We start from the raw sequence: 26,417 nt of genomic DNA on the forward strand, positions 1-26,417 counted from the left end.
AACGGGCATGACCAAGACCCTGCTGCTTCGCAAGAGCGGCGGGGCTCATACCCGATACACCTCAATCAGTTCCAGAATCTGGGCCATGGCTTCGTACTGATCATCGACCCGCTCAGCCACCTGCGACCAGTTGGCGAGCAGGCAGGCTTTTTCCAGGTCCTCACAGCACTGCAACAAGTGCCGGGCCTTGATCATCCGGGCACCGCTTTTGACCTTGTGCGCCACCGCACTCATGCCCGGCAAGTCATGCTTGGTGAACGCCTGCAGCAGTGCCGCCATGTCCTCTTCCATGCTGCTGATCAGCGGTTCGATCAAGTGTTTAAGGGCGTTAGCATCACCCTGGGTCAAACGTTCCAGCGCGTCGAGATCAATCTCACGTTCCGACTGCGCAGGTTCGGGCGTGTTTTGCAGCTTGAGTGGCTCCAGATCGGCTGACGCCAAGCGTGCTTCAAGGTGTTGCAAGCTGATGGGTTTGAACAGGCAATCATTCATTCCGGCGGCCATGCAGCGTTCTACTTCGCCCGTTTGGGCATTGGCGGTAAACCCGACGATCAATACCGCTGGCATGCCGTTGGCGGCCTCTTCAGCGCGGATGGTGCGGGCCAGTTCATAACCGTCCATCACCGGCATGGCGCAGTCGGTCATGATCAAGTCAAAACGCTGGGTTCTCCAGGCCTTCAAGGCCTGCGCACCTTCGCAGGCTTCCTGTGCCATGTGCCCCAAATAGCCGAGTTGTTGCGTCAACAGCCTTCGATTGGGCGGGTAATCATCGACCACCAGCACGTTCAAGGCGCGTTGCGGGGGGGCGGGTGGTTCGTTTGGCACCACCACAGGCGAGACCGCAAGCAGGGTCACCATGTCGAACTCCAGAGTAATGCGCGTGCCTTTGCCCAGCGCGCTGCACAACTGCAGCGTACCGCCCATCATTTCGCACAACTGTCGGCTGATCATCAGCCCCAGACCGGAGCCGCCCGGCAGCTTGTTTTTCGAGCGGGCCTGGGAGAAGGGGCTAAACAGGCGCTGCTGGTCTTGCTCCGATATGCCGATGCCGGTGTCTTCGATCAGTACGCACACGTTCAGCCGTTCGCTGTCCCGCGAGCCCTTGGCGCGTACGCTCAGGCCAACATGGCCGCTGTCAGTGAACTTGATCGCATTGCTCAGCAAGTTCGACAGCACCTGACGAAAGCGCAGAGGGTCAATCAGCACCTCTGTGTTGATCCTGGGGTCGAGCTCAAAACTCATCAGCAAGCCTTTTTTCTCCGCCAGGGCTTCAAACACCCGGGCAGTGGACTCCACCAGCTTCATCAGGTGAGTGCGCTGCTGATTGAGCGACATGCGCCCTGATTCGATTTGGGTGATATCCAGAATGTCGCCAATCAACTCCAGCAAGCCTTGGGCGGCTTGTGAAGCAACTTCCAGGCTGTCGTTGTCGGCAAGCCCTTGCTCGGCCTTTTTCATCGCCAGTTCGAGCATGCCGATCACCGCGTTCATGGGCGTACGGATCTCATGGCTCATGGTGGTCAGAAAATCACTCTTGGCTACATTGGCCTGTTCGGCCTGCTGTTTTGCTTCCTGCAACTGCTCGACCAACTGCTGGCGCTCACTGATATCAATCCAGCCACCAATGATGCCGACCACCTCATCGTCGCTGCCGCGATAGGGCAGGATCCAGTGGTAGATAGTCAGTACCTGAGTGTTGGGCAGTTCCAGTTGGTGATCGCGAACCAAGGGGCGACCTTCCTGCATCACTCGCATATAGTCGCTGTGGTAGGCCTTGTGTTGGCGCATCGACGTCAGCGAATGCTCCAGCAAGGTTTTGCCGACAATGGATTCGCGTTCGGCGCCAAACGTCTCCAGGTAACCTTCATTGCAAATCAGCAACCGCCCCTGACGGTCGCGCACGTAAATAGGGTGGGGCGTGCCATCAATCAGCGTACGCATGAACGCCAGTTGATCGCTCAGGGCACGCTCGGCCTGGTCGCGTTTGCTCAGCACCCGGCGCAGGTAAGAGATCCACACGATGCCAAGCAGCAACACCCCGACCACCACCGCCGAGATACGCATGATCGCCGAGCGGTGACGTGCCCAAAAGCGGTTGTCGAGCATCACGGCGCTGTGCCAGCGAGCGGTAAGGGTGTCCATTTCTTCGGGCGAAATACTGGCCAGCGCCTTGCCCAGAATCGAGTGCAGTGTGGTTGCTTGCGTATTCACGGCCAATGAAAACTGGGCGGGGACAATGCCCACTGTGCTGCTGATTTTTAACTGCCTGGCGTAGTGTTGCTGGAGCAGATAACGCGCACTGACCAGATTGATCACGGCTCCTTGTACCTCGCCTGTGCTGGCCATTTCCAGGGCAAGTGCCGAGTTGCGCGCGGCGATCAATTGCACGCCCGGATAGTGCTGCGCCAGGTACGTACTGACGTTATTGTCGATCACCAGCGCGATGCGTTGGCCGTTCAGTTTGTCCAGCGTTTGCGGGCTGCCCGTGAGCAGGGGTGTCACCAGCACAAAGGGCGTTGAAATATACGGCTTGGTAAAACGCAGTACGTGTTCGCGGCTGGCGCTGGCGGTGAACGCCGGCATCAGATCGGCACGCCCCAGCTTTACATCCTCGATCAGGTCCGGCACGGACTGGCTGCGTACCCATTCAAATTTAATCCCCGTGCGCAGGCTGATCTTGGCCAGCAAGTCGGCCGCAAGGCCACTGAACACCCCTTGGTCGTTAAAAAAGGTAAACGGCAAAAAGTCTTCGGAAACCGCTACTTTCAGGCGCGGATGGGCCTCGATCCAGCGTTGTTCGGACGGGGTGAGCTGCAACGGTCCACGCCGCTCGATACTCATTGTGCCAACGCCCCAGCGATGCTGGATGGCATTGTTGTGGGCGGGAGGAATGGCTGCCAGCGCCGAATTGATCAGGCGCAGCAGGCGCGGGTTGGGGTGATGCACTGCAAACGAAAACGACTGCTCTTCAAGGAGGGCCAAGTCGCGGATGTACACGTTATTGGGATAGTTTTTGCTAATCAGGTAGTGGGCGCTGATGGCGTCCCCCAAATACAGGTCGGCCTGGCCAAACGCCACGGCGCCGAGGGCTGCAAGGGGGGAGGCATACAGTTCTAGCTGCACGTCCGGATACTGGGCCTTTACCGCGGCGACGGGCTGGTAGTGATAAAACATGGCCAGGCGCAGACCGGGCGGCAGCGGGATGCTGCTCTTGCTGTCGCCGGTACGGGAGACCAGCACAGGGGTATCGAGAGCATAGGCGGACGAGAGTGCCAATTGATCATCGGCACTTTCAAAGGCATTGGCGGTGCCGAGCAGATCGATCTGGTCATTTTTCAACGCCTCGATAGCCTGCGCCCTGGAGTCATAGCGCCGCACCTTGATCTCAAGGTTCAGTGCCTGGGCGAGCAGCCCGGCATAATCGGCGGTCAGGCCTTCAAAGTAATCACTGCCTGAGGATATATCGAAGGGGGCATTGTCCGGTGCCGACGTACCCAGAATTAGCGATTGTTTGGTTCTCAGCCATTGTGTGTCGCCCTCGCTGAGCTTGAGCGCAGGCACGTCCGCCTGTGATCGCGCAAGCAAGTACAAGGGGCTTGGTGAGGCATGACTCACCGTTGTCAGGCATAACGTCAATAACCAGACGGCCTGCTTCATTCGATTAAGTTATTGCGCTTGGCAAATTCAGCCAGATACACCACTGACTTGATATTGAGTTTGTGTAAGACGCGTGTCTTATAAGTACTGACTGTTTTCTCACTCAGTAACATAATTTGTGAAATCTTTTTGTTGGAGAAGCCAGACACTAAATATTGAAGGGTGCGTAATTCGCGATCAGACAATGTTTTGATTAATTGTTGGTCTGTGTGTTTGGGAGACAACTCGACATCACAATCATTTAAATAAACCCGGCCGCTCATCACCACGTTAATCGCCTTGGTCAAGGCGTCTACATCTTCGGTCTTTTCAATAAAACCAATAGCGCCGGCCCTGATACAACGGTCTGCGAAAAAAGCTGAGCCTTTGGACGTCAGCACTAACACTTTGATCGGTAGCCCCAGTATGTGCAGCCTTTTGAGCACCTCCAGCCCGTCAAGTTTAGGCATCGACAGGTCCAGCACGATCAGATGGGGCAAGTGTTCGCGTGCCAGATCCAGCGCCGTGGCGCCGTTATCGGTTTCAGCCGCAATCTGGAAGTTGGCGTTTTCCAGTACCAGCCTGACGATCCTTCGAATAAAAGGATGATCGTCTACTATCAAAGCCTTACGCATGATAATTCCTACAACGTTAAGAGGGCGCTTTTGTCGTCGCGGCGGTGGGGGCAGTCGTCACAACTTGGGAGTCAAGCGCTCAATGTTCGAGTTGAATTAAATGCGGGTCAGGAACACCCATGAACAACTCTATTTTCAATGGCGTCAAACCGTTAGTTATCCAACGGGTTGTCTGTCAGAAGCGATGTGCGATATATCCTAAGCAATAGTGGTTTAATACTTTTTAGAAAGGATGGCCCATGCCGTGACTAATGGCTTATTGCCTCTTTTTCAGTGGCAAAAAAGTTATCGGCAGGGTGGCTAAAAGATTCACGTCAATGAGTGACCGGTCGTCGGGCGTCTTTGCACGGTCATGCCCACGTGTGACTGAGTTCATCGTGTGCTCCTCTACGGTGTCTTCCTGTTTGGGGCCTGACAGGGGTACAAGGGAGTGTGCTTCTCACGATGCAAAATGAAGGTAGGAATTTTCTGAAAAGTTGAAATTTCTTTTCGGCAGGCGTGTGCGAAGTGGGCAGTAACGAGAGGGCTCGCGAAGCACGTCAAGCGAGCCTCGCGAGCCTGTACCCCCTGCATCAGATTGCCGTGACGTCCTCCAGTTGCGGCTCGGCAGCCGCAGGGCTGGCCACGTCGTCATGGCGGCGGATGTACTTCCAGTCATCCTCGTCGATATAGATCCCGTTAGGCCCGCTGCCACCTTCCAGGTCGATGGCCACATGGGCGCAGACCTGCGGCTTCACACTCGCCAGAATCGGCACAAAGCCCAACTGCAAACTGGTTTCCAGCAGCGCGGTCTGGTTTCTTTCGTCAATGTCTGCCGCTTCATCGAGGTAATACGGCAAACGGATACGCCCGGCCAGGTCGCGATCCATCAAGTGCAGCAACAAATACATGTTGGTCAGCGCTTTGATGGTCATGGTCGTACCGTTGGACGCGGCGCCGTCGATGTCGGTGTGAATCACCGGCTGGCCGTTGACCTTGGTGATCTCGAACGCCAGCTCAAACAGATCCTTGAGGCCCAACTGGTTGTGGTTGGCCGCCACCAGACGCGCCAGGTATTCCTTGGCTTCTTCGTTCTTGTTGTCTTGCTCGGCGCTTTGGCTGAGGTCAAACACCGACAAGGTTTCGCCTTCTTCGTACTGCCCGGCGCTGTGGATAATCTGGTCGATATGCCTGAGCGCTTCTTTATTAGGTGCCAGCACAATCCGGAAGCTTTGCAGGTTCGACACCTGGCGCTTGTTGATCTCACGGTTGAACAGCGCCAGTTGGTGCTCAAGGCTGTCGTAGTCACTGCGAATGTTGCGCAGGGTCCGGGCGATGTCCGTCACGGCAGCACGTCGCGCCTTGCCCAAGGTCAGGGCTTCTTCGCTGCGGTGCGCATAGGCGTTGATCAACAGTTGCAGGCGGCGCTCCATGTCGTCTTCGCTGTCGAACTTGGCCACGCCTTTCAAGCGTACCTGCGCGTATAGCGCTTCGATCTGGCCGTCGCAGCGCAGCAGACCTTGCCACGTGTCCTGGTAGTCGTTGAGCAACGGCAACAGGTTGTCCATGGAGTCGTCGACCGGGTCCATGAACGGCGTACCGAACGGCAAGTCGGCCGGCAATAGCTGGCGCCGACGCAGGCTGTCATCGAGGGTGCGCTGCTTGGCTTCCATGTCACCGATTTGCCGACCGACCAATTGCAGCTTGGCCGACAGGTGCTGCACGCGCTCGGTGAAGGCATCGCTGGAGCGCTTCAATTCATCTTGCGCGGCTTCGGCCTGGGCTAACTGCTCGAGTTTTTCGCCTTCTTCGGCGCCCAGGGTTTGCGCACGGCGGAAGTCTTCCAGCGCCTTCTGCGCGTCCAGCACCTGCTGGTACAACGACTCGGCTTCGGACTTGCTCGCCGCCCGGTCCGAGGTAACCGCCTGCTGGGTTTTCAGTTGCTTGAGTTCCTTTTCCAGACGCTCTTTCTGGTCGCGCAAGGCGGCGCGATCCGCCAGCGCTTGCAGGGCGGGTGGCTCGATATGGCTGAGGTCGATGGACAAACCCGGCGCTTCAAAGCGTTCACCTTTAAAGCCATCGAGGATCGCCTCCAGGGATTTGACCCAGGCGTCGCCGTCATCCAGCGCAATCCCTTGCTCGCCCAGCGGCAGGCTGAACAGGGCACTGTTGAACAGGCGCATCAGGCGCTCAACATCCTGTTGCGAGAATTCTTCGCGCAGGCGGGCGTAGCTGTTGTTGTCGGCGTGGTCGAGCTGCTGCTTGACCGATTTGAGGCGTTTTTCCAGATCGCGCAGACGTTCGTCCAGGTCTTCGGCACTGAACTGGCGCGACTGCGCCAAGGCACCGGCCAACTCGTCGTGGGCGTCTTTGGCGGCCAGCAGTTGCTGCTCCAGCACCTTCACATCGTCCACCAGCGCAAAGCGGTGCTTGAGTACCGACAACTCGCCCAGCCAGCGCTGAATGCCGGTGATCTCGCGCTCCAGACGCATCAGCTCCTGGGTGCTGCTGCGCTGATCGTTTTGCAGGGCATCTTGTTCGTTGCGGTAGTGCTCGGACTGGATCAGCAACTCTTCCTTGCGCGCCCCGGCGTAGTCCTGCCACGTGCCGAGCAGCGAGTCGAGCAGCGGCGACAGGCGATGCAGCTTGCCGCGCAGCAGGTCGCGCTGGCGGACACCGGCGGCCAACGATTCGACCAATGGCCCGGCACCGACCAGCGCGTTGTAATCCTGCTCCATGCGGCGCACATCGCGGAAGGCTTCTTCGCACGCAGCGATGTAGTCCACGCTACCGGAGCGCAGGCTGTGCTCAAACGCATCGAGAAACAATTGCTTGAGTTTGGCCGCGGTAATTTCGCGCATGTGCAGCAGGTTGATAAACAGCGCGCGGAACGTTTTCAGGCTTTGCTCACTGGTGGAGCGCAGCGGGATCAGCGTCAGGTCCAGCGGGATCGACGTATGCCCGCCGACCAACAAACGGCGCAGTTCATCAGGTTTGAGTTCGTAGGCTTTGAGGCCATTGCGCTCAAGGTTGCTGAACAACTCTTTTTGCCGCAGGCAGGTGTCTTCTTTCTGGTAATGGGCCAGGTCGAGCTTGCCGGCATAGGCGAAAAACTGGTGACCGAAACCGCCACCGGGGCCGCGTCCGACCACGCCAATCACATGGGGGCCGTGGGGCAGCGACACTTCGACGAGGATGTAGCTGGTGTCGGAAGCGAAGTAAAAGCGCCGCGATTGTTCGAGGCTGTACTTGCCGAAGCTCATGTCTGACATGCGTGCCAGAATCGGGAACTGCAAGGCGTTGATCGAGGCCGATTTACCGAGGTTGTTGGCCCCGTACACCGACAGCGGATGCTCCAGCGGGAACAATCCCAGGCTGTAACCGGCGGTATTCAGCAGGGCGAAGCGGCGTATTCCGTAGCGTTCCTGGCTCATGCGTCCAACTCCTGTTGCTCATCGGCAATGGCGCGGGCCAGAGCCGCGTCTTCGTCTTCTTCCTCAACCTCGGTTTCATCATCAACCAGCACCGGGGTCGGCAGCGGCAAGATGCTGTGCAGGCTGGCGGCCAGATCGCGGTCTTGCTGCACCGACAAACACACGTCAAGAAAGCGATGCATCGGCGGCAGAAAACGGTAAACGCCGTTGTCTTCGCTGGCAAAGCCGAGCTGGGTCATGCGGCGCATGATCTTCTCTTCCAGCTCGTCCTGGGTGGTGACTTCGGCCTGCACAAACAGGTCGCGGTATTTTTCCAGCAGCCCGGGCAGTTCATCACGGCCCAGGCTGCCGCCGTCGAGCACGGCAATCGGGTCACGGCCCTGATCGGCCAAATGCTCGACGAGGATAAACGTGAACAGCGCCAGGCGTTGCGCGGTCTTGTTGACCTGCGCCGAGGCAATGGCGGTGTCGGGCACGAAATAATAAAAACCACGGGTGTCACACACCAGTTCAAAGCCAAGAGCCTTGAACAGCGCGCGGTACGAGTCCTGAAAATTCGACAGTTGCGCGTATAGTTCAGGGTCGCGACGGCTCACGTGATAACCCTTGAACAGCTCACGAAAGATCGGCGCCAGATGGGACAGTTCAGACAGATCAAGATGCATGGAGAGGGCTCGCAGAAGTCTCGCTCGCGTCATCGCTGCGTGAAAGCAGGGCGAAGGAGCGCAGGCTGACCAGATGTTCGTGGGTGTGGTAATCGCGGCGCTCAAGGCGTTCGCGCACGAATCGTTTTTCGCGCGACAGGCGCGAGAACCAGTACAGCAATTCGTCGGTGTCGCCGTTGGGCTCTTGGGCCAGCAGCCAGCTCATCAAATCCGGCATCGGCAGCGCGTCGCTGCAGCGGTCGAGCATTTCCTTGACCGTGCGCGGGGCTTTGGGCGTTTCACCGCGATGGGCTTTGTGGGCTTTCGGGAAGCGTGCCGGCTTGGGCTCAAAGCGGGCCAGCGCGTACACATAGGCTTCAACCTGGCTGGCGCTGCCCAAAAAGGTGCTTTGCGGGCGGGTGAACATTGGCATTGCCGCTTGTGGCACCGCGTCCAGCCCTTTACGGCGTATGGCCGCCAGCGCCAGCGCGGCGCCACGAGTAACTGCGTTGTGGCGTCGTGCCTCTTCTCGCAGCGGCAACAGCAGCTCGCGGGCATGGCGCAAGGTGAGCTGGGCGCTGGTTTGCATCTCAAGGATCCGCGCGTGGGTGCGCAGCAGCATGTCGTCGTCCACCAGGTGGCCAAGACGTTGCTGCTCGCTGAGCATGCGCAGCAGTACATTCTCGACCTTACGTACGCCTTGTTCGAAGGCGCCGTCAGCGTTCACCAGCTGGATCATCGGTTCGACGTATTCGTCCCATGTCGCCAGCACCTCGGCGTACCGCTGGCGCAGCGGGATCTGCCGGTCGCTGGTCTTGGCCCGTTCGGCCACTGCCACCAGTGCCTGTTCGTCATTGGCGAGCTTCTTCAAGACATCGCGCACACGCATGTCGAGTAAACGCAGCTGGCGCGCCAGATCGTTGCCATCACGAATGTCGAACGCGTCTTGGATGTAACCGGCCAGGCGCTCCAGATGGCGCAGGTAGGCTTCGATTTCCAGGCACAGCCCGAGGCGGTGTTCGCGGCGCAGATAGGCGAGGAAGTCGTGGATTTGGGCGTTCAGCTCAAAGCGATTCGGGCTCTTGGCCACCGGCACCAGAATGTCCAGGCGGATCCAGCTGTCGAGCACGTTGGTGATGTCTTGCGGTGTGCTGTCCAGTTGCTGGGCGGCCAATTGCAGGCGCAACTCGCTCAGGCTCAAAGTGCCTTGGTCGAAGTGTTCACACAAAGGCTCAAGGAGTGCCCAGTGTTCGGCGAGGGCACGTAAAACGCGCTTGGGTTCGATCATGGGAGGGCCGGTCGATTGCCAATGAAAGGTCGCGATTGTACTGCAACACGGGTTTGAGTCATTACTTGGCGATCAGAGGCGGGCGAGAAGGGCAGAAGGGCGGTAGAATCGCTGCTCTTTAGTTATCCACAGATGGCCGACCCTTGTTGAACGAGTCCCGCCGCCGCGCTTATTTGACTGCCATGCAAGTGGTCAGTTGGGTACCGCGCACAGAGCTGCCGTTTGCCGCCCCTTCGCGGCCCGAACTGCTGGTGCTCCCCGAACCGCCTGCCGCACCTGAAGTCATCCGGCCTGTGGTCAAGCCTGCGGCTGCGCCGAGCAAGCCCGCTGAACGGCCTAAAATCGAAGTGCCACGGCCATCGGTCACCCCGCGACCTGCCAGCAAACCGGTGGTGGAAGCCGAAGCGGCCCCGGCGCCGGTAAAAGCCGCCGCGGTGGCGCCGCCGCGTTTTGCCTTGCAGTTGCTCCGGGCGGGGCGTTGCCTGGTGCTGGTGGAGTTACCCACAGGCGGCGCATTCCAGAGCCGCGACCCGGCTTATTTATTGTTAAAAGATATGTTGCGAGCTGCCGGTTTGCCTGACAGCCCGCAAATCGTTGGCGAGCCAGTCCGTTGGCCGCTGCTCAGGCGCGGCAATGTCGACCAGGGCCCAGAGGCGGCGCGTCAGTTTGTGCAGGGTTTTGTCATGGCCCGCCTTGAAGAAGCCGAATGCGCTTGCTTATGGCTGATCGGCCTGCCGGCTGTGCGTTTTGCCAGCGAAGCGAACGCTGAAGCCTTCAACACCGAACTTGAAATCGAAGGGCTGGGTAGCGCATGGGCGCTGCCGGGCCTGGAACTCTTAATGGAAGAGCCGCACCGCAAAGCGGATGTGTGGCAAGCCATGCGCAGGCTGATGTCGCGCTGGAAACAAAACGATGAGTGACGCAGTAACCTTCCGCCCGATGATCGAAGCGGACCTTGATGCGGTTTTAAAAGTTGAATACGCGGCGTTCACCCACCCGTGGACCCGTGGGATCTTTCTCGACGGTTTGGGCAAATACCACATCTGGTTGATGTTCGAAGGCGAGCAACAAGTGGGGCACGGCGTGGTGCAAATCATTCTGGATGAAGCACACCTGCTCAACATCACCGTCAAGCCAGAAAACCAGGGCCGTGGCCTGGGGCTCAAATTGCTTGAGCACCTGATGTCTATTGCCTACCAGCATGAAGCCCGCGAATGCTTCCTCGAACTGCGTGACAGCAACACGGCCGCCTTCAAGCTGTACGAGCGCTACGGCTTCAACGAAATCGGCCGCCGCCGCGACTACTACCCGGCCGTGGGCGGGCGTGAAGACGCGGTGGTCATGGCTTGTACGTTGGTGGACTGAGTTAACCCGGAGCTGCCGCAGGCTGCGATCCTTTGATGTTAAAGATCAAAAGATCGCAGCCTGCGGCAGCTCCTACTGAGGACTTAGCGTTTACGCCCCACCGGATCAATATCCGCCAGCTCCGCTTCATCCAGCCCTCTGCCAGCGCCGATGTCGTCTTCGTCGACCACGCTTAGCTCCCAATCCGCCGCGTCATCGTTGCCTTCAGCGGCTTCTTTGGCATCGCGGGCGCCGTCTTCGCGGATAAGCATCTCCTGCTCCAGGTCATCGTCGTCAAACCCGGCGTCCAGGTCTTCATCGGGCAATGCGCCGCCGCTCAGCCGGGCCTTGCGCGCAGGTTGCCCGGCCACGTGCAGGGCGCGCTCTTCGTCGGTAAACAGATCACTGATACTCTCGTGATCCTCATCATCCTCAAAGTTCAACGGCTCAACCGAGCCCGAACGGTCTTCGAGGTCATCAATCTCTGCGGGTTCTTCTGCTCCATACGGGCGACGTGAATCAGACATGGTCATTCCTCATACTGTGGCTGCTTAATACGATGGACTGTAGCCACGGTTTAAGATTCCACCCAACGGACCGGCGGATAAAAGCGCAGATTAACGTGACCCCGACCAGCGGTCCGCAGTCATAGTTTGCGCATCAACTCTCGAGGGTTTACCGCATGAACGAACTACAAGATCTGATTGATAACAACGAGCGCTGGGCCGATGCGATCAAGCAGGAAGATCCTGATTTCTTCGCCAAGTTGGCCCGCCAGCAAACGCCGGAATACCTGTGGATTGGTTGTTCGGATGCCCGCGTACCGGCCAACGAGATCGTCGGCATGCTGCCCGGTGACCTGTTTGTGCACCGTAACGTGGCCAACGTCGTGCTGCACACCGACCTCAATTGCCTGTCCGTGATCCAGTACGCGGTGGATGTATTGAAGGTCAAACACATTCTGGTCACCGGCCACTACGGCTGTGGCGGGGTGCGTGCATCGATGCAGAACCAGCAATATGGCCTGATTGACGGCTGGTTGCGCTCGATTCGCGACCTGTACTACGAAAACCGCGAAGTGCTGGCAAAACTGTCCACTGAAGAAGAGCGCGTTGACCGTCTGTGCGAGCTGAACGTCATCCAGCAAGTGGCTAACGTCGGGCACACCAACATTGTGCAAAACGCCTGGCATCGCGGGCAAAAGCTCTCGGTCCATGGTTGCATCTACGGCATTAAAGACGGCCGCTGGAAAAGCCTCGACACCACCATCAGCGGTCTGGACCAACTGCCACCGCAATACCGCCTGCGCCCGCTAACCCCGACATAACACCGCTCCCCTGTAGGAGCGAGCTTGCCTCGCGATCTTTTGACCTTCAAAAGACCGCAAGACAAGCTCGCGTCTACCGCTAAGGCATCACGGGCGCGACATACACCAACGTCGTGCCCAGCGCCCACAGCAGAAACAGCACCAGCGGCGTGTGCACCAGCAACTGCACAAACGAAAAACCGATCAAGTCTCGCGCCTTCAACCCCAGCACGCCCAGCAGCGGCAGCATGTAGAACGGGTTGATCAGGTTCGGCAAGGCTTCGGCCGCGTTGTAGATCTGCACAGCCCAGCCCAGGTGGTATTGCAGGTCATTGGCGACTTGCATCACGTAGGGCGCCTCAATAATCCATTTGCCGCCGCCCGATGGAATAAAGAAGCCCAAGATCGCCGAGTACACGCCCATCAGCACTGCATAGGTGTCATGGGAGGCAATTTGTACGAAGAAGGTCGAGATGTGATGCGCCAGGGTTTGCCCGTCCACGCCTTTGACCACGGTCATCAGCGCTGCAATCGAGCCGTACAGCGGGAACTGGATCATCACCCCGGTGGTGGTCGGCACGGCGCTGGCTACGGCATTCAGAAAGCTGCGCGGGCGCCAGTGCAGCAGGGCGCCGAGCATCAGGAATAAAAAGTTGTAGGTGTTCAGGCCCGAAATGGCGTTGATCGCAGGTTTGGTCGAAAACTCGTGATACAACCAGCCAGCGGCCAACAGCACCAGCAAGATCGTCAGCAGCGGGCTGTATTCCAGCCATTCGCCAGGCCGCGTACGCGGCGGCAGTTTTGGCGTGTTGAAACTTGGGTCAACCCCACACGCCGCGGCATCGCGGGCCGAGTCCGGGCCGGGCGCCGTGGCGTAGGCCACGATCAACGACACCACCACCAGTGCTGCCAGCAACACGCCGGACTGCCACAAAAAGATGGTCTCCGTGAACGGGATCACCCCGGTGATCGCCAGAATTGACGGCGGCAAGCTGGCCGGATTGGCCTGCAACTGCGCCGCCGACGACGACAAGCCCAGCGCCCACACCGCGCCCAGCCCCAAGTAAGCAGCAGCACCGGCTGCGCGATAGTCCATACGCAAGTTGGTGCGCCGGGCCAGGGCGCGCACCAGCAGCCCGCCAAACACCAGCGACAAGCCCCAGTTGAGCAACGAGGCAACCATTGAAATCAATGCCACCCAGCACACCGCTTGGCGACCGTTTTTCGGCACCTTGGCGAGTTTGTCGATCAACTTCACCGCAGGGGGCGAACTGGCGACCACGTAACCACCAATGACCACGAAGGCCATTTGCATGGTGAAGGGGATCAGGCTCCAGAACCCGTCACCAAACGCCATCGCGGCATCGGTGGGTTTGGCGCCCATTATCAGGGTGGCGAGCGCCACGACGATCACCGCAACGGCGGCAAACACCCAGGAATCGGGGAACCAGCGTTCGGCAAAGTTGGAGCAGCGCAGGGCAAAGCGGGCAGAGCGACTGTCGGTCATCTCAGCGGCCATGGGGGATACCTCGTCTTTCTTATGATTATTGGATGCCCAATCTCACTGCGAGCCCTCAGGCTCGCGGTTTACAGCTGGGCTGGTGGGTACAGTAAATGAATTTCGGCGGCTTTCCGATAGGCTGACCTTTGAACTCTGCCCCAGCGTCTACAGTCATTGCTTGTAAGCGGCACGCCTGTCGCTTGATAACGACCTGACAACATGGAGTTGAAAATGAAAGAACACACGTGTGATTGTCCGAGTTGTAACTGCAAAGTCGGTAGCCACGGCATCGAGCGCGATGGCAAGCACTACTGCTGCCAGGCGTGTGCCGACCATCACCCCAAGGGCCAGGCGTGCAGCACCTCCAGCGGCTGCCACTGCGGCGATAAAGCCAAGTAACGTGTAAAGCCTGCGCGCGCAGCTACGCGCTGCGCGCTCTTATGACAAGCGCTTGCCATCCTATGGCGGAGTAAGTGCGCGTAAGAAAAGTGCTCGCTGTGCGAGCTGAACGTCATCCAGCAAGTGGCCAACGTCGGGCACACCAACATTGTGCAAAACGCCTGGCATCGCGGGCAAAAGCTCTCGGTTCACGGTTGCATCTACGGCATTAAAGACGGCCGCTGGAAAAGCCTCGATACCACCATCAGTGGTCTGGACCAACTGCCACCGCAATACCGCCTGCTCCCGGTAAAACCTGTTTAAACCGTTACACATGCAAGTGGGAGCCGGCTTGCCAGCGATAGTATCCACTCGGTTTTTCTGAGCGATCGAGTCGCCTGAATCGCTGGTAAACCAGCTCCCACAATCGCGTTACAGTACCCATGGCAAGCAGCCGGTTTGTTCAGCTTTTTCAGCACATGACCGCTCGTCAGGAAGCCTTTAGAAACGCAGGCGAAAGCCGATGCCTCTATCACGCGCTTCCTATCCCTTGGTATCCCCCATGTTTAACAAACGCTTGAAACAGGAGCTGTCAGCTCTTCGCGAAGAACTGTCCTCAATTCAGCAAATCAAAGACAGCCTGGAGAGCGAAATGCTCTGCATGAGCCTGGACCCGGATGGGCGGGTCGAGTCGGTCAATGGCAACTTCACTCACGACATGAACTACTCGGGCAGCCAGCTCCTGGGGCGGCATATTGATGAGTTGGTGCCGGCTCATTTAAAGCATGACGAGCATCATCTGCGTTTTAAAAATGCCATGAACCGTGGTGAGCATTACAGCGGTACCGTGCGTTTGCTCCGGGGCAATGGGCAGGAAGCCTGGCTGCGCTCAATCATGCAGCCGGTGCGCAACTCCAGCGGTCAGATTATGCGCATCTCGATTTTTTCCAGCGACCTGACTCGCACCATAGAAGCCTCGCGTGACCACGAAAACCTGATGGACGCGCTGATGCGTTCAACCGCCGTTATCGAGTTCAATCTCAAGGGTGAAGTGCTCACGGCCAACGATCGTTTCCTGCGGGGCATGGGTTACTCGCTGGCGCAGATTCAGGGTCGGCATCATCGTATGTTCTGTACCTCCCAAGAGCAGAGCAGCGCTGAATATGAAGTCTTCTGGAAGCGCTTGAACGCGGGGGAGTTTGTTGCCGATCGTTTTAAGCGTATTGATAGCCAGGGGCGTGAAGTCTGGCTTGAGGCTTCCTACAACCCGGTGCGCGACGCCAATGACAACCTTTATAAAGTGGTGAAATTTGCCACCGTCATCACCGACCAAGTGCAGCAGGAACAAGCCGTGTCCGAGGCGGCGGGGATTGCCTACAGCACCTCGTTGCACACCGACAACAGCGCTCAACGCGGGACCATCGTCGTGACACAAGCGGTCGATGTGATGCGTGAGCTGGCCAAGCACATGCAGCAAGCAGGCGATGGCATCGAAGCACTGAACGATCAGTCGCAGGTCATTGGCAGCATCGTCAAAACCATCAGCGCGATTGCCGAGCAAACCAACTTGCTGGCGCTTAACGCCGCGATTGAAGCCGCCCGCGCGGGTGAGCAAGGGCGCGGCTTTGCCGTGGTGGCCGATGAAGTGCGCCAACTGGCTTCGCGCACCAGCAAGGCCACCGAAGAAATCATCTCTGTGGTGCGTAAGAACCAAGACATGGCAAGCCATGCCGTGGCGTTGATTGCCGACGGCAAACGGCAAGCCGAAGAGGGCCTGTCTCTGGCCGCGGAAGCCGGCACGGTGATTGTCGAAATTCAGGATGGCGCGAAAAAGGTAGTAGATGTCGTAGGGCGATTTGCTAATCAGCTATCAGCCTAAGACTTGATCTACGTAGGGCGTGGGCCAACAAAAATAACCCTTTGGTGTCCGAAAAGTCGCTGGTGAGGCGTAAACTCCAGGCTTTCCTGAAGGAGTTTCTATGAGTCTTTACCAGCCCGGCATCCTCGCCAAACCCGTGCCGCCGCAGGCGCGCTATATGTTTTTCGCCCTCAAGTCTGTAGAAGCACTGCCGGCTGCACTCGACACCTTGTCGCAGTGGGTAGACGGCAAAAGCGTGGTAGCAGGCTTGGGTTCACCGCTGGTACTGGCCTTGGGCGCAAAAGTGCCGGGGCTGCGCGTCTTCCCCGCACTCAATGCCGTGGTGGAAAACCCGTCGACCCAACACGCCCTGTGGCTGTGGTTGTGGGGGGATGATCGTGGCGAGTTGTTGCACCGCAGCCAGGCCATTGAAACGGCGCTGGCGCCTGCGCTCAACCTGCTGCAAGTGACCGAAGGCTTCCTCTACAACACCGACCGCGACCTGACCGGCTATGAAGACGGCACCGAGAACCCGGTGGACCAAGCGGCCGTAGACGCGGCCATCGTCACCAACGCAGGACCGGGCCTGGACGGCGGCGTGTTTGTTGCCGTGCAACAGTGGCAACACGACCTCAATGGCTTTGCCGCCCGCCCGCAGGCCGAACAGGACAACATGATTGGCCGCCGTAAAAGCGACAACGAAGAACTGGACGACGCGCCGGAATCGGCCCACGTCAAACGCACTGCGCAAGAAAGCTTCTCGCCTGAGGCCTTCACCGTACGCCGCTCCATGCCCTGGATTGAAAACGGCAAATCGGGGCTGATGTTCGTTTCGTTCAGCCGTACCTTGAACGCGTTTGAAGTTCAACTGCGCCGCATGAGCGGCATGGAAGACGGCATTGTAGACGCCCTCTACAGCTTCAGCCGCCCGTTGAACGGTGGTTACTACTGGTGCCCGCCGCTTAAAGACGGCCGCCTGGACCTGAGCGCACTTCGCCCCGCTTAAGCCCGGTATCGCAACAGCCTTCAGCGGTGACGCGCCTGCTTGCACTCAGGCGCGTGCTGCTTTAGTGCGTCGTCACACCATCCAGCGATTTATCCACATACGCCCTGGCCAGCTCCACCAGGTGCATGCAGGACAACACTAAACTGCGCGAATGCCCGCTCAAGCCATTCCCCGCCTCACTCGCCGAAGCGCCCGCGCAGCGCAACAAGTCTGACGCTTGGGCCAAAGCCGCTTCTAAATTGACGCTGTCCGGGATGGCATACGTGGCCTGATCCACGTGCCGTGGAGGCTTATGGTCGTGCAGGTAGTAATCGAGGGCGCGTTCGGTGGCCGCACGGTCTAACGACAGTGCCTCGCACTGAGCAGCAGTTTGCAGGGGTAGGGCGGGTGGATCAGGAACCAGCTTTTTCATTGTTACAACTCCTAGGGTGTTTAAGGAGCTGTCACTTGTCGCGACTAAACGAATGGGTGGCAGCCATGCGCAGGTTAGTCGACCGGTCACCTAGGAACCCGGCGCGCCCATGGGCGCCCTGCGCACGGCCACCATAAAGCGTGAGGCCGAAAAAAAGCGCCTCGCGGAGGTGGCGCCTTGCGCCTAGGGAACACGGGCGACTAAACCCGACCGCTGTTTTGCAGCGATGGGCCGAGACTATTCCCCGAAATGATCAGGCACAAGCGAACGGAAGTTTCTAGGATGTTTCAGCGGATTGAAAGGGAAGCGTCGTACGAAATGGCTGATTTTGAGGGCTTTCGCAACCTTCTGTAGTCGCTGCCGCAGGCTGCGATAAGGGCCGCAGGACCTTCAAAAGCGGGGTCGCTGTGCAACCCATCGCAGCCTTCGTTCCTCGTCAGCGACTACAGGCTATTTATCGACAAGCACAAAAAAGCCCGCACTAGGCGGGCTTTCTCGTTGGTTTCATTTCATCTTGCGATGTGGTGAAACCAGTGTTTGGTGGCTACACAGGGACTTGAACCCCGGACCCCAGCATTATGAATGCTATGCTCTAACCAACTGAGCTATGTAGCCGATGGCGCGCATTATTCCCTCGTAAGGGGGGTGTGTCAAGCAAATATCTGAAAATTTTCTCTGCGCTATCAAACGCTTAAGGTTTCTCGGGGTTCGGATGGCAATATCTTGTTAAAAAGTGGCACATTGGCTCACTTGCACGTGCATTCATCTGTTGCCTGGAAACCCTTATGGCTATTAGCGACACTCCAATAAAAACAACGCCAGACCTTCAAATGCCTCAAGCCAGCCCGTTAGTCCTGCGCATTATCGGGGCCGTGGCGCTGGCGCATTTGATCAATGACTTGATCCAGGCGGTGTTGCCGTCGATCTATCCGTTGCTCAAGGACAAATACGATCTGACCTTCACGCAGATCGGTCTGATTACCCTGACCTTTCAACTCACCGCATCGCTGTTGCAGCCGTGGGTGGGTTACTACACCGACCGTCACCCCAATCCGCTGTTATTGCCGTGCGGCATGGTGTGTACGCTGGTCGGGATTTTGATGCTGTCTCAGGTCGGCAGTTTTCCACTGATTTTGCTGGCCGCTGCGTTGGTCGGCATCGGTTCTTCGACGTTTCACCCCGAGGCCTCGCGGGTGGCGCGGCTGGCGTCGGGCGGGCGTTACGGGTTTGCTCAGTCGACGTTTCAGGTGGGCGGCAACGCAGGGTCGGCGTTCGGGCCGTTGCTGGCCGCTGCCATCATCATTCCCTATGGCCAAGGCAACGTGGCCTGGTTCGGGTTGTTTGCGCTGTTTGCGGTAGGGCTGCTGTATGTGATCAGCCGCTGGTACCGCACGCACTTGAGCCTGTTCAAGCTCAAGGCCGGGCAGAAGGCCACGCACGGTTTGTCCAGTCGGCGTGTGCTGAGCGCGCTGGTGGTGTTGGGGCTGCTGGTGTTCTCCAAGTATTTCTACATGGCCAGCCTCACCAGCTATTACACCTTCTTCCTGATTCAGAAATTCGACGTCTCCATCGCCAACTCGCAGATGTACCTGTTTCTGTTCCTTGGGGCGGTGGCGGCGGGCACGTTCTTTGGCGGCCCGATTGGCGACCGTATCGGGCGTAAGGCGGTGATCTGGTTCTCGATCCTGGGTGTCGCGCCGTTCACGTTGCTGCTGCCGTATGCGGATCTGTTCTGGACCAGCGTCCTCAGTGTGGTCATCGGTTTTATTCTGGCGTCGGCGTTCTCGGCGATTGTGGTGTATGCCCAGGAATTGGTGCCGGGCAACGTGGGCATGATTGCCGGTATCTTCTTTGGCTTGATGTTCGGCTTTGGCGGGATTGGTGCGGCGTTGCTGGGGCATCTGGCCGACATTCACGGTATCGAATACGTCTATAAGCTCTGCTCGTACCTGCCGCTGTTTGGCGTGCTGGCGATCTTTTTGCCGCGCACCAAAAAGGGCTGATTGCTGTAGTCGCTGTCGAGGTACGAAGGCTGCGATGCGGGCCGAAGGACCGCCATTCAGGGGCGCTGCGCACCCCATCGCAGCCTCATCCTTCGGCAGCGACTACGTGTTTTGCGCGCTGGCACTAAAACTCTGCAACGCGCTTTCGACGGTGCTCAAATGCTGCAGGCAGATTTGCCACGGTGCTGACACAGCTTCGACCTGTTGGTCGTCGTAGGTGGCCAACACCGGCTTTTGCGTATCACCGGCAATCGCTGCGCAGCCTGAGGCAACGCTGGCCAGTCGTTCATGCAGCGCGGCGGGTGGCGAGCCCTGTTCTTTGCGCATGGCGTCAGCAAAGGCCTCAGAGAACAGCAGGGCGCTGGCGTACAAGCGCACGGCATGTCGCTCGTAACGACTGGCTATGTCTTTGACTTCCCGCGAGGCAAACCGGCCGCGCAACGTCCAGCGTGCAGTATTGCGTGCGCTGGCAATGCCGTTTTCCAGGGTGATGAGGCTGTCATGAGCACCCGAGAAAATAAACACGGCGTGCTGTGCGCTTTTTGCATCGTTCTTTTCAAGGGCTGTCAGGCTTTGGCCGAAGCCTTTGGCGAGTTTTTCCAGCAAGTCCTTGGCCGAGTCATCAATGATCCCGATGGGATTGGGCGTCAGCAAGATCTGGCTGAACATCAGGCCCACCCCGGCGCCCACCACCACATCGAGCATGCGCACAACACCTGCGCTCTCCGGGCCGACCGCCAACATCAAAACGGCTGACACGCCTGCCTGAATCGGTACAACAGCGCCCAAGCCGTACAGCGCGGCAATGGCAATGGCTGAGAACGTGGCGAAGCCGATACGCAGCAACGGGTAGCCGTCCGGTAACCACAGCGCAGCTTCCCCGATGATAATCCCGGTGGCAACGCCGACCATTAAACCGACCGCTTGCTTGCCATGGCTGGGCAGGCCGGGCGCCAGGCAAACAATCGCGCTGATGGCGGCAAACACCGGGTGCTCGTGGCCGAATAAGTGCTTGGCGAGGATCCACGCCAGTGCAGCGGCGATGGCTGAGGCCAGGGCATCGCGCCAGGCCGTGGTCCAGCGAAACTGGATTCGCTCAATAAGAGGAGTGGTGAAACGGTTGAAGAACACCTTGGACAGCATTGCGACTCCCTACACAGTCAGCCTTTAGGTCTTGGGACTAACCATAGACTGTTTGCTTGTCACGGTGTTTGGTTTCACGTGGCTACAAAAGGAGATTGGCGCTGAGTAGCCACAGCGCTACGTCCATGTCCTTGAGGTTTGAATCGGGACGTTGGGTGTTGAAGGTCTTTAACGCGGATTCAAAAAACGCGCCACGAATCTCTCCGTTACTGGCAATAAAGGCAGCGGCGTCATGTTGAGCTGACTTTTTGAAGTAGTAGTTGAAGGTCTCAGAAGTTGAGTCGGAAGTAGCGGGAATTGACAAAAAAAGGCCGGTCCCTGTCATCAGGAGTGTTCCTGCCGTCACCTCAAACGGATTGTCGGAGTACAGGACGCACACAATAGAGTTTTGGCAAGACTCGGCATTGGCTGTAGATGTGAGGCTTAATAAAAAGCCCAGAAAAAGCGAATGGATCGTTTTGCGAGGGCTCATGGCTAGTCCGTCCTACAAGGGGGGGCAGGGTGCCCTTGGACAAGGTGCAGTCCAGCACTTAAGCGTTCAAGATGAGCCCATAGCAAAAAGACCTTTCTCGGGTAATTTAAGATATGTCTTACGCGTTATTGGTAATGACAAACCCCCGGGCCAAAAAAAACCGCGCCTGGGCGCGGTTTTTTAGACGTGTGTTGGTTTACACGTTGAAACGGAAGTGCAGGACGTCGCCGTCTTTAACGATGTAGTCCTTGCCTTCCAGACGCCATTTACCGGCTTCTTTTGCGCCCGCTTCACCCTTGTACTGGATGAAGTCTTCGTAGGCGACCACTTCGGCACGGATAAAGCCTTTCTCGAAGTCGGTGTGGATCACGCCTGCCGCTTGTGGGGCGGTCGCGCCTACTTTTACAGTCCAGGCGCGTACTTCTTGAACGCCGGCGGTGAAGTAGGTTTGCAGGTTGAGCATTTCGTAACCGGCACGGATCACACGGTTCAGGCCTGGCTCTTCAAGGCCCAAGGCCTCAAGGAACATGTCCTTTTCTTCGCCGTCGTCGAGTTCGGCAATTTCAGCTTCGATCTTGTTGCACACCGGCACAACGGTCGCGCCTTCTTCTTCGGCAATGGCTTTCACCACGTCGAGCAGCGGGTTGTTTTCAAAACCGTCTTCGGCCACGTTGGCGATGTACATCACCGGCTTGGTGGTCAGCAGGTGGAAGCCCTTGATGATTTGCTTCTCATCGGCGTCCATGTTCTTGATCAGGCTGCGTGCTGGCTTGCCCAGGGTGAAGTGGGCAATCAGTTGTTCCAGCAGGGCTTTTTGGGCAACGGCTTCTTTGTCGCCGCCTTTGGCGTTACGTGCGACTTTTTGCAGTTGCTTTTCGCAGCTGTCGAGGTCGGCGAAGATCAGCTCAAGGTCGATGATCTCGATGTCACGCTTAGGGTCGACGGTGTTGGAAACGTGGATCACGTTTTCGTCTTCAAAGCAGCGCACCACGTGAGCGATAGCATCGGTCTCGCGGATGTTGGCCAGGAACTTGTTGCCCAGGCCTTCGCCTTTGGATGCACCGGCTACAAGGCCCGCGATGTCAACGAACTCCATGGTGGTCGGCAGGATGCGATTCGGTTTAACGATCTCGGCCAGTGCTGCCAGACGCGGGTCGGGCATCGGCACGATACCGGTGTTCGGCTCGATCGTGCAGAAGGGGAAGTTCTCCGCTGCAATGCCGGATTTGGTCAGGGCGTTGAACAGGGTGGACTTGCCGACGTTAGGCAGGCCGACGATGCCGCAGTTGAATCCCATGGTGTTTCCCCTCGGAAAAAGAGTCAGGCCTTCTGGCTGTGCAGGTTTTTCATCGCGCGGTTCCATTCACCGGCGAGGATATCCGGCAGCACGCCGAGGGCAAAATCGATGCTGGCGTCCAGTTTTTCCTGCTCGGCGCGTGGCGCACGACCCAGAACAAAGTTGGACACCATGCTCGCGACGCCTGGGTGGCCAATGCCGAGCCGCAGACGGTAGAAATTATTGTTGTTTCCCAGTTGCGCAATGATGTCACGCAAGCCGTTATGACCTCCATGGCCGCCGCCCAGCTTGAGCTTGGCAACACCCGGTGGGAGATCGAGTTCGTCGTGGGCCACCAATATGGCTTCTGGCGCAATGCGGTAGAAACCGGCAAGCGCCGCAACGGCCTGGCCGCTTCGGTTCATATAGGTGGTGGGAATCAACAGACGAACATCCTGACCCTGATGGCTAAAACGTCCGGTCAGGCCAAAATATTTACGATCGGCAACGAGATTAACTCCGTTTGCCGCCGCGAGGCGCTCAACAAAAAGGGCCCCTGCGTTATGCCGGGTCTGTTCGTATTCGGTGCCTGGATTTCCCAGGCCAACGATCAGTTTTATGGCGGTCACGACAAGGGCCCTTCTATAGAGTTATGGATCACATCGCCGCTAACGGTAGCGGCGAAAACAGACAAGAAAACGGGTTTACCTGAGTAAACTTCGCGATCTTGTCCGCTTTACTCGCTGCGTGTTAGCTCGCGATGTTTCTCAAAACTCCAACGACAGAGTAATGAATTACTCAGCGTCTGCTTCTGGTGCAACACGTGGAGCGTGAACGTTGGCTACTGCCAGGTCGTTACCGTGTGCCAGAGCTACGAACTCAACGCCTTTAGGAGCGGTGATGTCCGACAGGTGAATGATCGAGCCGATCTCGGCGTTAGCCAGGTCAACTTCGATGAATTCAGGCAGGTCTTTTGGCAGGCAGGAAACTTCGATTTCCGCAACAACGTGCGAGATCTCGCCGCCTTTCTTAACCGGAGCAGCTTCACCAACAAAGTGAACTGGAACGATTGCAGTCAGCTTTTGACCAGCAACAACGCGTACGAAGTCAGCGTGCATCACGTGGCCTTTAGCCGGGTGACGTTGCAGAGCTTTGATGATCACGTTTTGCTTAACGCCGCCAACGGTCAGTTCGATAACGTGGCTGTAAGCAGCTTCGTTTTCGAGCAGTTTGGCAACTTCTTTAGCCAGCATGCTGATGGATTCAGGGGCTTTGTCGCCACCGTAAACTACAGCTGGAACCAGGCTTGCGAGACGACGCAGGCGGCGGCTCGCACCTTTCCCCAGGTCGGAACGCACTTCAGCATTCAGAGTAAAATCGTTCATGTTGTATCTCCAAAATATCCACATCCGCCCTAGCGTTTGCGACCAGCGCTATGGACGGTATGGGCAAAAAAGCCCCGCCCCAACAGGCTGTTGGGGCGAGGCGCTTTTCGTCAACGGATGTCAGAGCAGGGCAGGGCCCTTATCGGAACATCGCGCTGATCGATTCTTCGTTGCTGATGCGACGCATCGCTTCAGCCACAACCGGTGCGATATCCAGTTGACGGATACGCGTACAGGCTTGTGCGGCTGCGGACAGCGGAATGGTGTTAGTCACCACCAGCTCATCCAGCATGGAATTTTCGATATTCTCGATTGCTCGACCCGACAGCACAGGGTGTGTGCAGTAGGCGAACACTTTGGCAGCACCATGCTCTTTCAAGGCTTTAGCCGCGTGGCACAGAGTGCCGGCGGTATCGACCATGTCGTCAACCAAAATACAGGTACGCCCTTCGACATCACCAATGATATGCATCACTTCCGAGTGATTGGCTTTCTCACGGCGTTTGTCGATGATCCCAAGATCCACGCCCAAGGATTTTGCAACAGCACGTGCACGCACGACGCCGCCGATATCCGGGGACACAATCATGAGGTTATCAAAGCGCTGATCTTCGATGTCATCCACCAATACTGGGGAGCCGTAGATGTTATCTACAGGAATATCGAAGAAACCCTGAATTTGGTCAGCATGCAAATCAACCGTGAGAACACGGTCGATGCCGACTACGGTAAGCATGTCAGCAACAACTTTTGCGCTGATAGCCACACGTGCGGAACGCGGACGGCGATCCTGACGGGCATAACCAAAGTAAGGAATAACAGCAGTAATACGAGTTGCTGAGGAACGGCGGAAGGCATCAGCCATCACGACGAGTTCCATCAGGTTATCGTTGGTCGGAGCACACGTCGGCTGAATAATGAAAACGTCTTTACCGCGAACATTTTCATTGATCTCAGCGGTAATCTCGCCGTCGGAAAACTTACCGACAGAAATGTCACCGAGAGGGATATGCAGCTGACGTACGACACGCCGAGCCAGATCGGGGTTAGCGTTCCCCGTAAAGACCATCATCTTGGACACGCGCAGTACCTGAAGGCTGAGGGTAACCTGGATGAGTATAAGAAATGGCAGGGGCGGCTGGATTCGAACCAACGCATGGCAGGATCAAAACCTGCTGCCTTACCGCTTGGCGACGCCCCTGTATCTGTTGCTACGAGTACCGTGTACCCGTTTCCGTTTACAGATCTTGTAGCGTTCGATGCAACATCGAAACGTTGCTTCCTTTTGCTACAAACCCTGTAAGGGTCTCTGTAAGAAGGTGCAGCACTTTAACAGCACTTGCTTCATCTGGGAAGGCCCCAAATATACAACTTCCAGTTCCAGTTAATTTTGCTTCGGTATATTTACCTAACAAATTCAAAGCGTTACGTACTTCTGGATAACGCTCCTTCACCACTGCTTCGCAGTCGTTTCGGCTGTTTCCCTTGGGAACGGGGCGCACTTTAATGGGCAAAGAGTCACGTGTCAACAAAGGATCTGAAAATATTTCTGCTGTGCTGACAGAGACTTGCGGCACAAGTACAACGTACCAAGGCTCTTCTGGCTCTTCGGGGGTAAGAATTTCGCCCACGCCTTCTGCGAAAGCAGCGTGCCCACGGACGAAAACCGGAACATCGGCCCCCAGGCTCAGACCCAGCGCTGCCAACTGGTCTTTAGTCCAGTTCAATTGCCAGAGATGATTAAGGCCCAGCAAGGTGGTGGCCGCATTTGAACTGCCGCCGCCAATGCCGCCGCCCATGGGCAATATCTTTTTGATCCAGATATCGATGCCCAGCGGGCTGTTGGACTGTTGTTGCAGTTTTTTCGCCGCTTTGACGATCAGGTTGTCGTCGTGCGCCACACCGGCAAACTCGGTGTGCAGGCAAATAACCCCGTCGTCGCGTACGGCGAAGGTCATTTCATCGCCGTAATCGAGGAATTGAAACAGGGTTTGCAGTTCGTGATAGCCGTTTGCGCGACGACCCAAAATGTGCAGCATCAAGTTCAGTTTTGCCGGGGAGGGCAAAACCAGTGCCTCTTTTTGCATCTTATTGTCCCAACTGGCGCGGTTGCCAATCTTTCACAACCAGCGTGACGTCCAGATCCGTGCCGTGCAGTTTGACCCGCTCCGGCAACCAAAAACCGTTTTGTTCGATGTAGCTCAGGTATTCGATCTGCCAGCCGTCCTGTTCCAGGCTGGCAAGGCGGCTGTCGGCATTCAAGGTTACGCGGCTTTTGCTGTCGGGCGCGGGCAGCCCGCGAACCCACCAGACCAAATGCGACACCGGCAAGCTCCATCCCAGTTGCTCGCCGAGCAATTGTTCCGGGGTGGTGGCTTCATAGCGGCCCTGGTTGGCGACTTCCAGGCTGACATTGCCCGGGCGGCCGGTCAGGCGGGCGGCGCCTCGGCCCAGCGGGCCCGACAGGCGAATGTCGTAGTAGTCCTGGCGTTGCAGCCAAAACAAGGTCGCGCTGCCCGAATCTTTAGGGGCACGAATGCCGACCTTGCCGTTGATTTGCCAGCCGTCGAGTGCGCTCAACTGCTGTTTATGCTGCGACCACAGGGCAGGGCTGCCGTGACCTTCGACCGATTCACGAGCGCCGAAGCCCGCGCAACCGGCGAGCAGGGCGATCAGGCCAAAGGCAATGAGATGGCGTACATGACGAAAAAACATGA

Annotated in this window: 23 protein-coding genes, 2 tRNA genes and 1 pseudogene; 8 read left to right on the forward strand and 18 right to left on the reverse strand. The window is 57.7% G+C overall.

Annotated features, from left to right (window positions below; genetic code table 11):
- Positions 1 to 45 precede the first annotated feature (45 nt).
- From QMX84_RS11035 to mksB, 5 genes are all read right to left on the reverse strand, one after another.
- Entirely contained in the window at positions 46 to 3,585 is a 3,540-nt protein-coding gene (locus QMX84_RS11035; RefSeq protein ID WP_282363813.1) for a transporter substrate-binding domain-containing protein, read from the reverse strand.
- A gap of 68 nt (positions 3,586 to 3,653) precedes the next feature.
- On the reverse strand, positions 3,654 to 4,271 hold the full coding sequence (locus QMX84_RS11040) for a response regulator transcription factor (protein ID WP_282363815.1): 618 nt from the start codon (positions 4,269 to 4,271) through the stop codon (positions 3,654 to 3,656).
- 572 nt (positions 4,272 to 4,843) lie between these two features.
- Complete coding sequence (gene mksF / locus QMX84_RS11045; protein WP_282363816.1) at positions 4,844 to 7,684, reverse strand: Mks condensin complex protein MksF; 2,841 nt, start codon at positions 7,682 to 7,684, stop codon at positions 4,844 to 4,846.
- The gene (gene mksE, locus QMX84_RS11050) at positions 7,681 to 8,349 is read right to left on the reverse strand and encodes an Mks condensin complex protein MksE (protein ID WP_262125610.1); all 669 of its coding nucleotides are present in this window, start codon (positions 8,347 to 8,349) and stop codon (positions 7,681 to 7,683) included. The genes mksF and mksE overlap by 4 nt, the downstream gene beginning before the upstream one ends.
- Entirely contained in the window at positions 8,339 to 9,616 is a 1,278-nt protein-coding gene (mksB, locus tag QMX84_RS11055) for an Mks condensin complex protein MksB (protein WP_048368440.1), read from the reverse strand. Before mksB ends, mksE begins: the two co-directional genes overlap by 11 nt.
- A 143-nt stretch (positions 9,617 to 9,759) precedes the next feature.
- Between mksB and QMX84_RS11060 the strand changes: the two genes are divergently transcribed.
- On the forward strand, positions 9,760 to 10,536 hold the full coding sequence (locus QMX84_RS11060) for an energy transducer TonB (protein ID WP_123749573.1): 777 nt from the start codon (positions 9,760 to 9,762) through the stop codon (positions 10,534 to 10,536).
- A complete protein-coding gene (gene rimI / locus QMX84_RS11065) occupies positions 10,529 to 10,981 on the forward strand; it encodes a ribosomal protein S18-alanine N-acetyltransferase (RefSeq protein WP_153333395.1) in 453 nt (150 codons plus the stop codon). The genes QMX84_RS11060 and rimI overlap by 8 nt, the downstream gene beginning before the upstream one ends.
- Positions 10,982 to 11,064: 83 nt before the next feature.
- Here the strand turns inward: rimI and QMX84_RS11070 are convergent, their stop codons facing one another.
- Complete coding sequence (locus tag QMX84_RS11070) at positions 11,065 to 11,487, reverse strand: serine kinase/phosphatase (RefSeq protein WP_262125612.1); 423 nt, start codon at positions 11,485 to 11,487, stop codon at positions 11,065 to 11,067.
- Positions 11,488 to 11,642: 155 nt separating this feature from the next.
- On the opposite strand from QMX84_RS11070, the gene can reads away from it, so the two are divergent.
- Positions 11,643 to 12,287: a carbonate dehydratase gene (gene can, locus QMX84_RS11075; protein ID WP_262125613.1), complete on the forward strand. Its 645-nt coding sequence runs from the start codon at positions 11,643 to 11,645 to the stop codon at positions 12,285 to 12,287.
- Positions 12,288 to 12,366: 79 nt separating this feature from the next.
- On the opposite strand, the gene QMX84_RS11080 is transcribed toward can, so the two are convergent.
- A complete protein-coding gene (locus QMX84_RS11080) occupies positions 12,367 to 13,785 on the reverse strand; it encodes a TIGR00366 family protein (RefSeq protein WP_262125614.1) in 1,419 nt (472 codons plus the stop codon).
- A gap of 213 nt (positions 13,786 to 13,998) precedes the next feature.
- Here QMX84_RS11080 and QMX84_RS11085 point away from each other — a divergent pair, with 213 nt between their 5' ends.
- From QMX84_RS11085 to QMX84_RS11100, 4 genes and pseudogenes are all read left to right on the forward strand, one after another.
- Positions 13,999 to 14,166 (forward strand): metallothionein, encoded by a 168-nt coding sequence (locus QMX84_RS11085; protein WP_048368434.1) that lies wholly within the window; start codon positions 13,999 to 14,001, stop codon positions 14,164 to 14,166.
- Positions 14,167 to 14,262: 96 nt separating this feature from the next.
- Positions 14,263 to 14,469: pseudogene (locus QMX84_RS11090) on the forward strand (carbonic anhydrase); the annotation flags it as partial.
- 238 nt (positions 14,470 to 14,707) lie between these two features.
- Positions 14,708 to 16,024: a methyl-accepting chemotaxis protein gene (locus QMX84_RS11095; protein ID WP_048368432.1), complete on the forward strand. Its 1,317-nt coding sequence runs from the start codon at positions 14,708 to 14,710 to the stop codon at positions 16,022 to 16,024.
- Positions 16,025 to 16,124: 100 nt separating this feature from the next.
- Positions 16,125 to 17,009 carry a Dyp-type peroxidase gene (locus QMX84_RS11100; protein WP_262125616.1) on the forward strand — a complete coding sequence of 295 codons (885 nt, stop codon included), beginning with the start codon at positions 16,125 to 16,127 and terminating at the stop codon, positions 17,007 to 17,009.
- Between the two features lie 61 nt (positions 17,010 to 17,070).
- Here QMX84_RS11100 and QMX84_RS11105 read toward each other — a convergent pair whose 3' ends face one another.
- On the reverse strand, positions 17,071 to 17,421 hold the full coding sequence (locus QMX84_RS11105; RefSeq protein ID WP_282363817.1) for a DUF3077 domain-containing protein: 351 nt from the start codon (positions 17,419 to 17,421) through the stop codon (positions 17,071 to 17,073).
- A gap of 538 nt (positions 17,422 to 17,959) precedes the next feature.
- Positions 17,960 to 18,036: transfer RNA gene (locus QMX84_RS11110), tRNA-Met, on the reverse strand.
- A gap of 170 nt (positions 18,037 to 18,206) precedes the next feature.
- Here QMX84_RS11110 and QMX84_RS11115 point away from each other — a divergent pair.
- The gene (locus tag QMX84_RS11115; protein ID WP_282363818.1) at positions 18,207 to 19,424 is read left to right on the forward strand and encodes an MFS transporter; all 1,218 of its coding nucleotides are present in this window, start codon (positions 18,207 to 18,209) and stop codon (positions 19,422 to 19,424) included.
- Between the two features lie 102 nt (positions 19,425 to 19,526).
- Here the strand turns inward: QMX84_RS11115 and QMX84_RS11120 are convergent, their stop codons facing one another.
- The 9 genes from QMX84_RS11120 to lolB all read right to left on the reverse strand — a co-directional run bounded on the left by QMX84_RS11120 (position 19,527) and on the right by lolB (position 26,415).
- A complete protein-coding gene (locus QMX84_RS11120; RefSeq protein ID WP_262125619.1) occupies positions 19,527 to 20,567 on the reverse strand; it encodes an FUSC family protein in 1,041 nt (346 codons plus the stop codon).
- A gap of 82 nt (positions 20,568 to 20,649) precedes the next feature.
- Positions 20,650 to 21,039 (reverse strand): DUF2388 domain-containing protein, encoded by a 390-nt coding sequence (locus tag QMX84_RS11125; protein WP_262125620.1) that lies wholly within the window; start codon positions 21,037 to 21,039, stop codon positions 20,650 to 20,652.
- 196 nt (positions 21,040 to 21,235) lie between these two features.
- Positions 21,236 to 22,336 (reverse strand): redox-regulated ATPase YchF, encoded by a 1,101-nt coding sequence (gene ychF, locus QMX84_RS11130; RefSeq protein WP_153351410.1) that lies wholly within the window; start codon positions 22,334 to 22,336, stop codon positions 21,236 to 21,238.
- Between the two features lie 23 nt (positions 22,337 to 22,359).
- On the reverse strand, positions 22,360 to 22,944 hold the full coding sequence (gene pth, locus QMX84_RS11135; RefSeq protein WP_048368414.1) for an aminoacyl-tRNA hydrolase: 585 nt from the start codon (positions 22,942 to 22,944) through the stop codon (positions 22,360 to 22,362).
- A 165-nt stretch (positions 22,945 to 23,109) separates the two neighbouring features.
- Positions 23,110 to 23,700, reverse strand: coding sequence for a 50S ribosomal protein L25/general stress protein Ctc (locus QMX84_RS11140; RefSeq protein ID WP_262125639.1), 591 nt, complete (start codon positions 23,698 to 23,700; stop codon positions 23,110 to 23,112).
- A gap of 139 nt (positions 23,701 to 23,839) precedes the next feature.
- A complete protein-coding gene (locus QMX84_RS11145) occupies positions 23,840 to 24,781 on the reverse strand; it encodes a ribose-phosphate pyrophosphokinase (protein WP_262125640.1) in 942 nt (313 codons plus the stop codon).
- A gap of 45 nt (positions 24,782 to 24,826) precedes the next feature.
- Positions 24,827 to 24,901, reverse strand: a tRNA-Gln gene (locus tag QMX84_RS11150).
- A gap of 37 nt (positions 24,902 to 24,938) precedes the next feature.
- Positions 24,939 to 25,787 carry a 4-(cytidine 5'-diphospho)-2-C-methyl-D-erythritol kinase gene (ispE, locus tag QMX84_RS11155; RefSeq protein ID WP_282363819.1) on the reverse strand — a complete coding sequence of 283 codons (849 nt, stop codon included), beginning with the start codon at positions 25,785 to 25,787 and terminating at the stop codon, positions 24,939 to 24,941.
- A gap of 1 nt (position 25,788) precedes the next feature.
- Entirely contained in the window at positions 25,789 to 26,415 is a 627-nt protein-coding gene (gene lolB / locus QMX84_RS11160; protein WP_048368411.1) for a lipoprotein insertase outer membrane protein LolB, read from the reverse strand.
- Positions 26,416 to 26,417: the final 2 nt, after the last annotated feature.

This window comes from Pseudomonas sp. PS01297 (assembly GCF_029959305.1).
GTDB classification, from domain to species: Bacteria; Pseudomonadota; Gammaproteobacteria; order Pseudomonadales; family Pseudomonadaceae; genus Aquipseudomonas; species Aquipseudomonas helleri.

Coding starts and splice junctions, on each gene's coding strand:
- QMX84_RS11105 (WP_282363817.1), bottom strand. CDS start 17,421: ATGAAAAAGCTGGTTCCTGATCCACCCGCCCTACCCCTGCAAACTGCT.
- QMX84_RS11070 (WP_262125612.1), bottom strand. CDS start 11,487: ATGTCTGATTCACGTCGCCCGTATGGAGCAGAAGAACCCGCAGAGATT.
- QMX84_RS11120 (WP_262125619.1), bottom strand. CDS start 20,567: ATGCTGTCCAAGGTGTTCTTCAACCGTTTCACCACTCCTCTTATTGAG.
- QMX84_RS11100 (WP_262125616.1), top strand. CDS start 16,125: ATGAGTCTTTACCAGCCCGGCATCCTCGCCAAACCCGTGCCGCCGCAG.
- ychF (WP_153351410.1), bottom strand. CDS start 22,336: ATGGGATTCAACTGCGGCATCGTCGGCCTGCCTAACGTCGGCAAGTCC.
- ispE (WP_282363819.1), bottom strand. CDS start 25,787: ATGCAAAAAGAGGCACTGGTTTTGCCCTCCCCGGCAAAACTGAACTTG.
- rimI (WP_153333395.1), top strand. CDS start 10,529: ATGAGTGACGCAGTAACCTTCCGCCCGATGATCGAAGCGGACCTTGAT.
- mksF (WP_282363816.1), bottom strand. CDS start 7,684: ATGAGCCAGGAACGCTACGGAATACGCCGCTTCGCCCTGCTGAATACC.
- QMX84_RS11085 (WP_048368434.1), top strand. CDS start 13,999: ATGAAAGAACACACGTGTGATTGTCCGAGTTGTAACTGCAAAGTCGGT.
- QMX84_RS11125 (WP_262125620.1), bottom strand. CDS start 21,039: ATGAGCCCTCGCAAAACGATCCATTCGCTTTTTCTGGGCTTTTTATTA.
- lolB (WP_048368411.1), bottom strand. CDS start 26,415: ATGTTTTTTCGTCATGTACGCCATCTCATTGCCTTTGGCCTGATCGCC.
- can (WP_262125613.1), top strand. CDS start 11,643: ATGAACGAACTACAAGATCTGATTGATAACAACGAGCGCTGGGCCGAT.
- QMX84_RS11080 (WP_262125614.1), bottom strand. CDS start 13,785: ATGGCCGCTGAGATGACCGACAGTCGCTCTGCCCGCTTTGCCCTGCGC.
- QMX84_RS11095 (WP_048368432.1), top strand. CDS start 14,708: ATGTTTAACAAACGCTTGAAACAGGAGCTGTCAGCTCTTCGCGAAGAA.
- mksE (WP_262125610.1), bottom strand. CDS start 8,349: ATGCATCTTGATCTGTCTGAACTGTCCCATCTGGCGCCGATCTTTCGT.
- QMX84_RS11040 (WP_282363815.1), bottom strand. CDS start 4,271: ATGCGTAAGGCTTTGATAGTAGACGATCATCCTTTTATTCGAAGGATC.
- QMX84_RS11115 (WP_282363818.1), top strand. CDS start 18,207: ATGGCTATTAGCGACACTCCAATAAAAACAACGCCAGACCTTCAAATG.
- mksB (WP_048368440.1), bottom strand. CDS start 9,616: ATGATCGAACCCAAGCGCGTTTTACGTGCCCTCGCCGAACACTGGGCA.
- QMX84_RS11140 (WP_262125639.1), bottom strand. CDS start 23,700: ATGAACGATTTTACTCTGAATGCTGAAGTGCGTTCCGACCTGGGGAAA.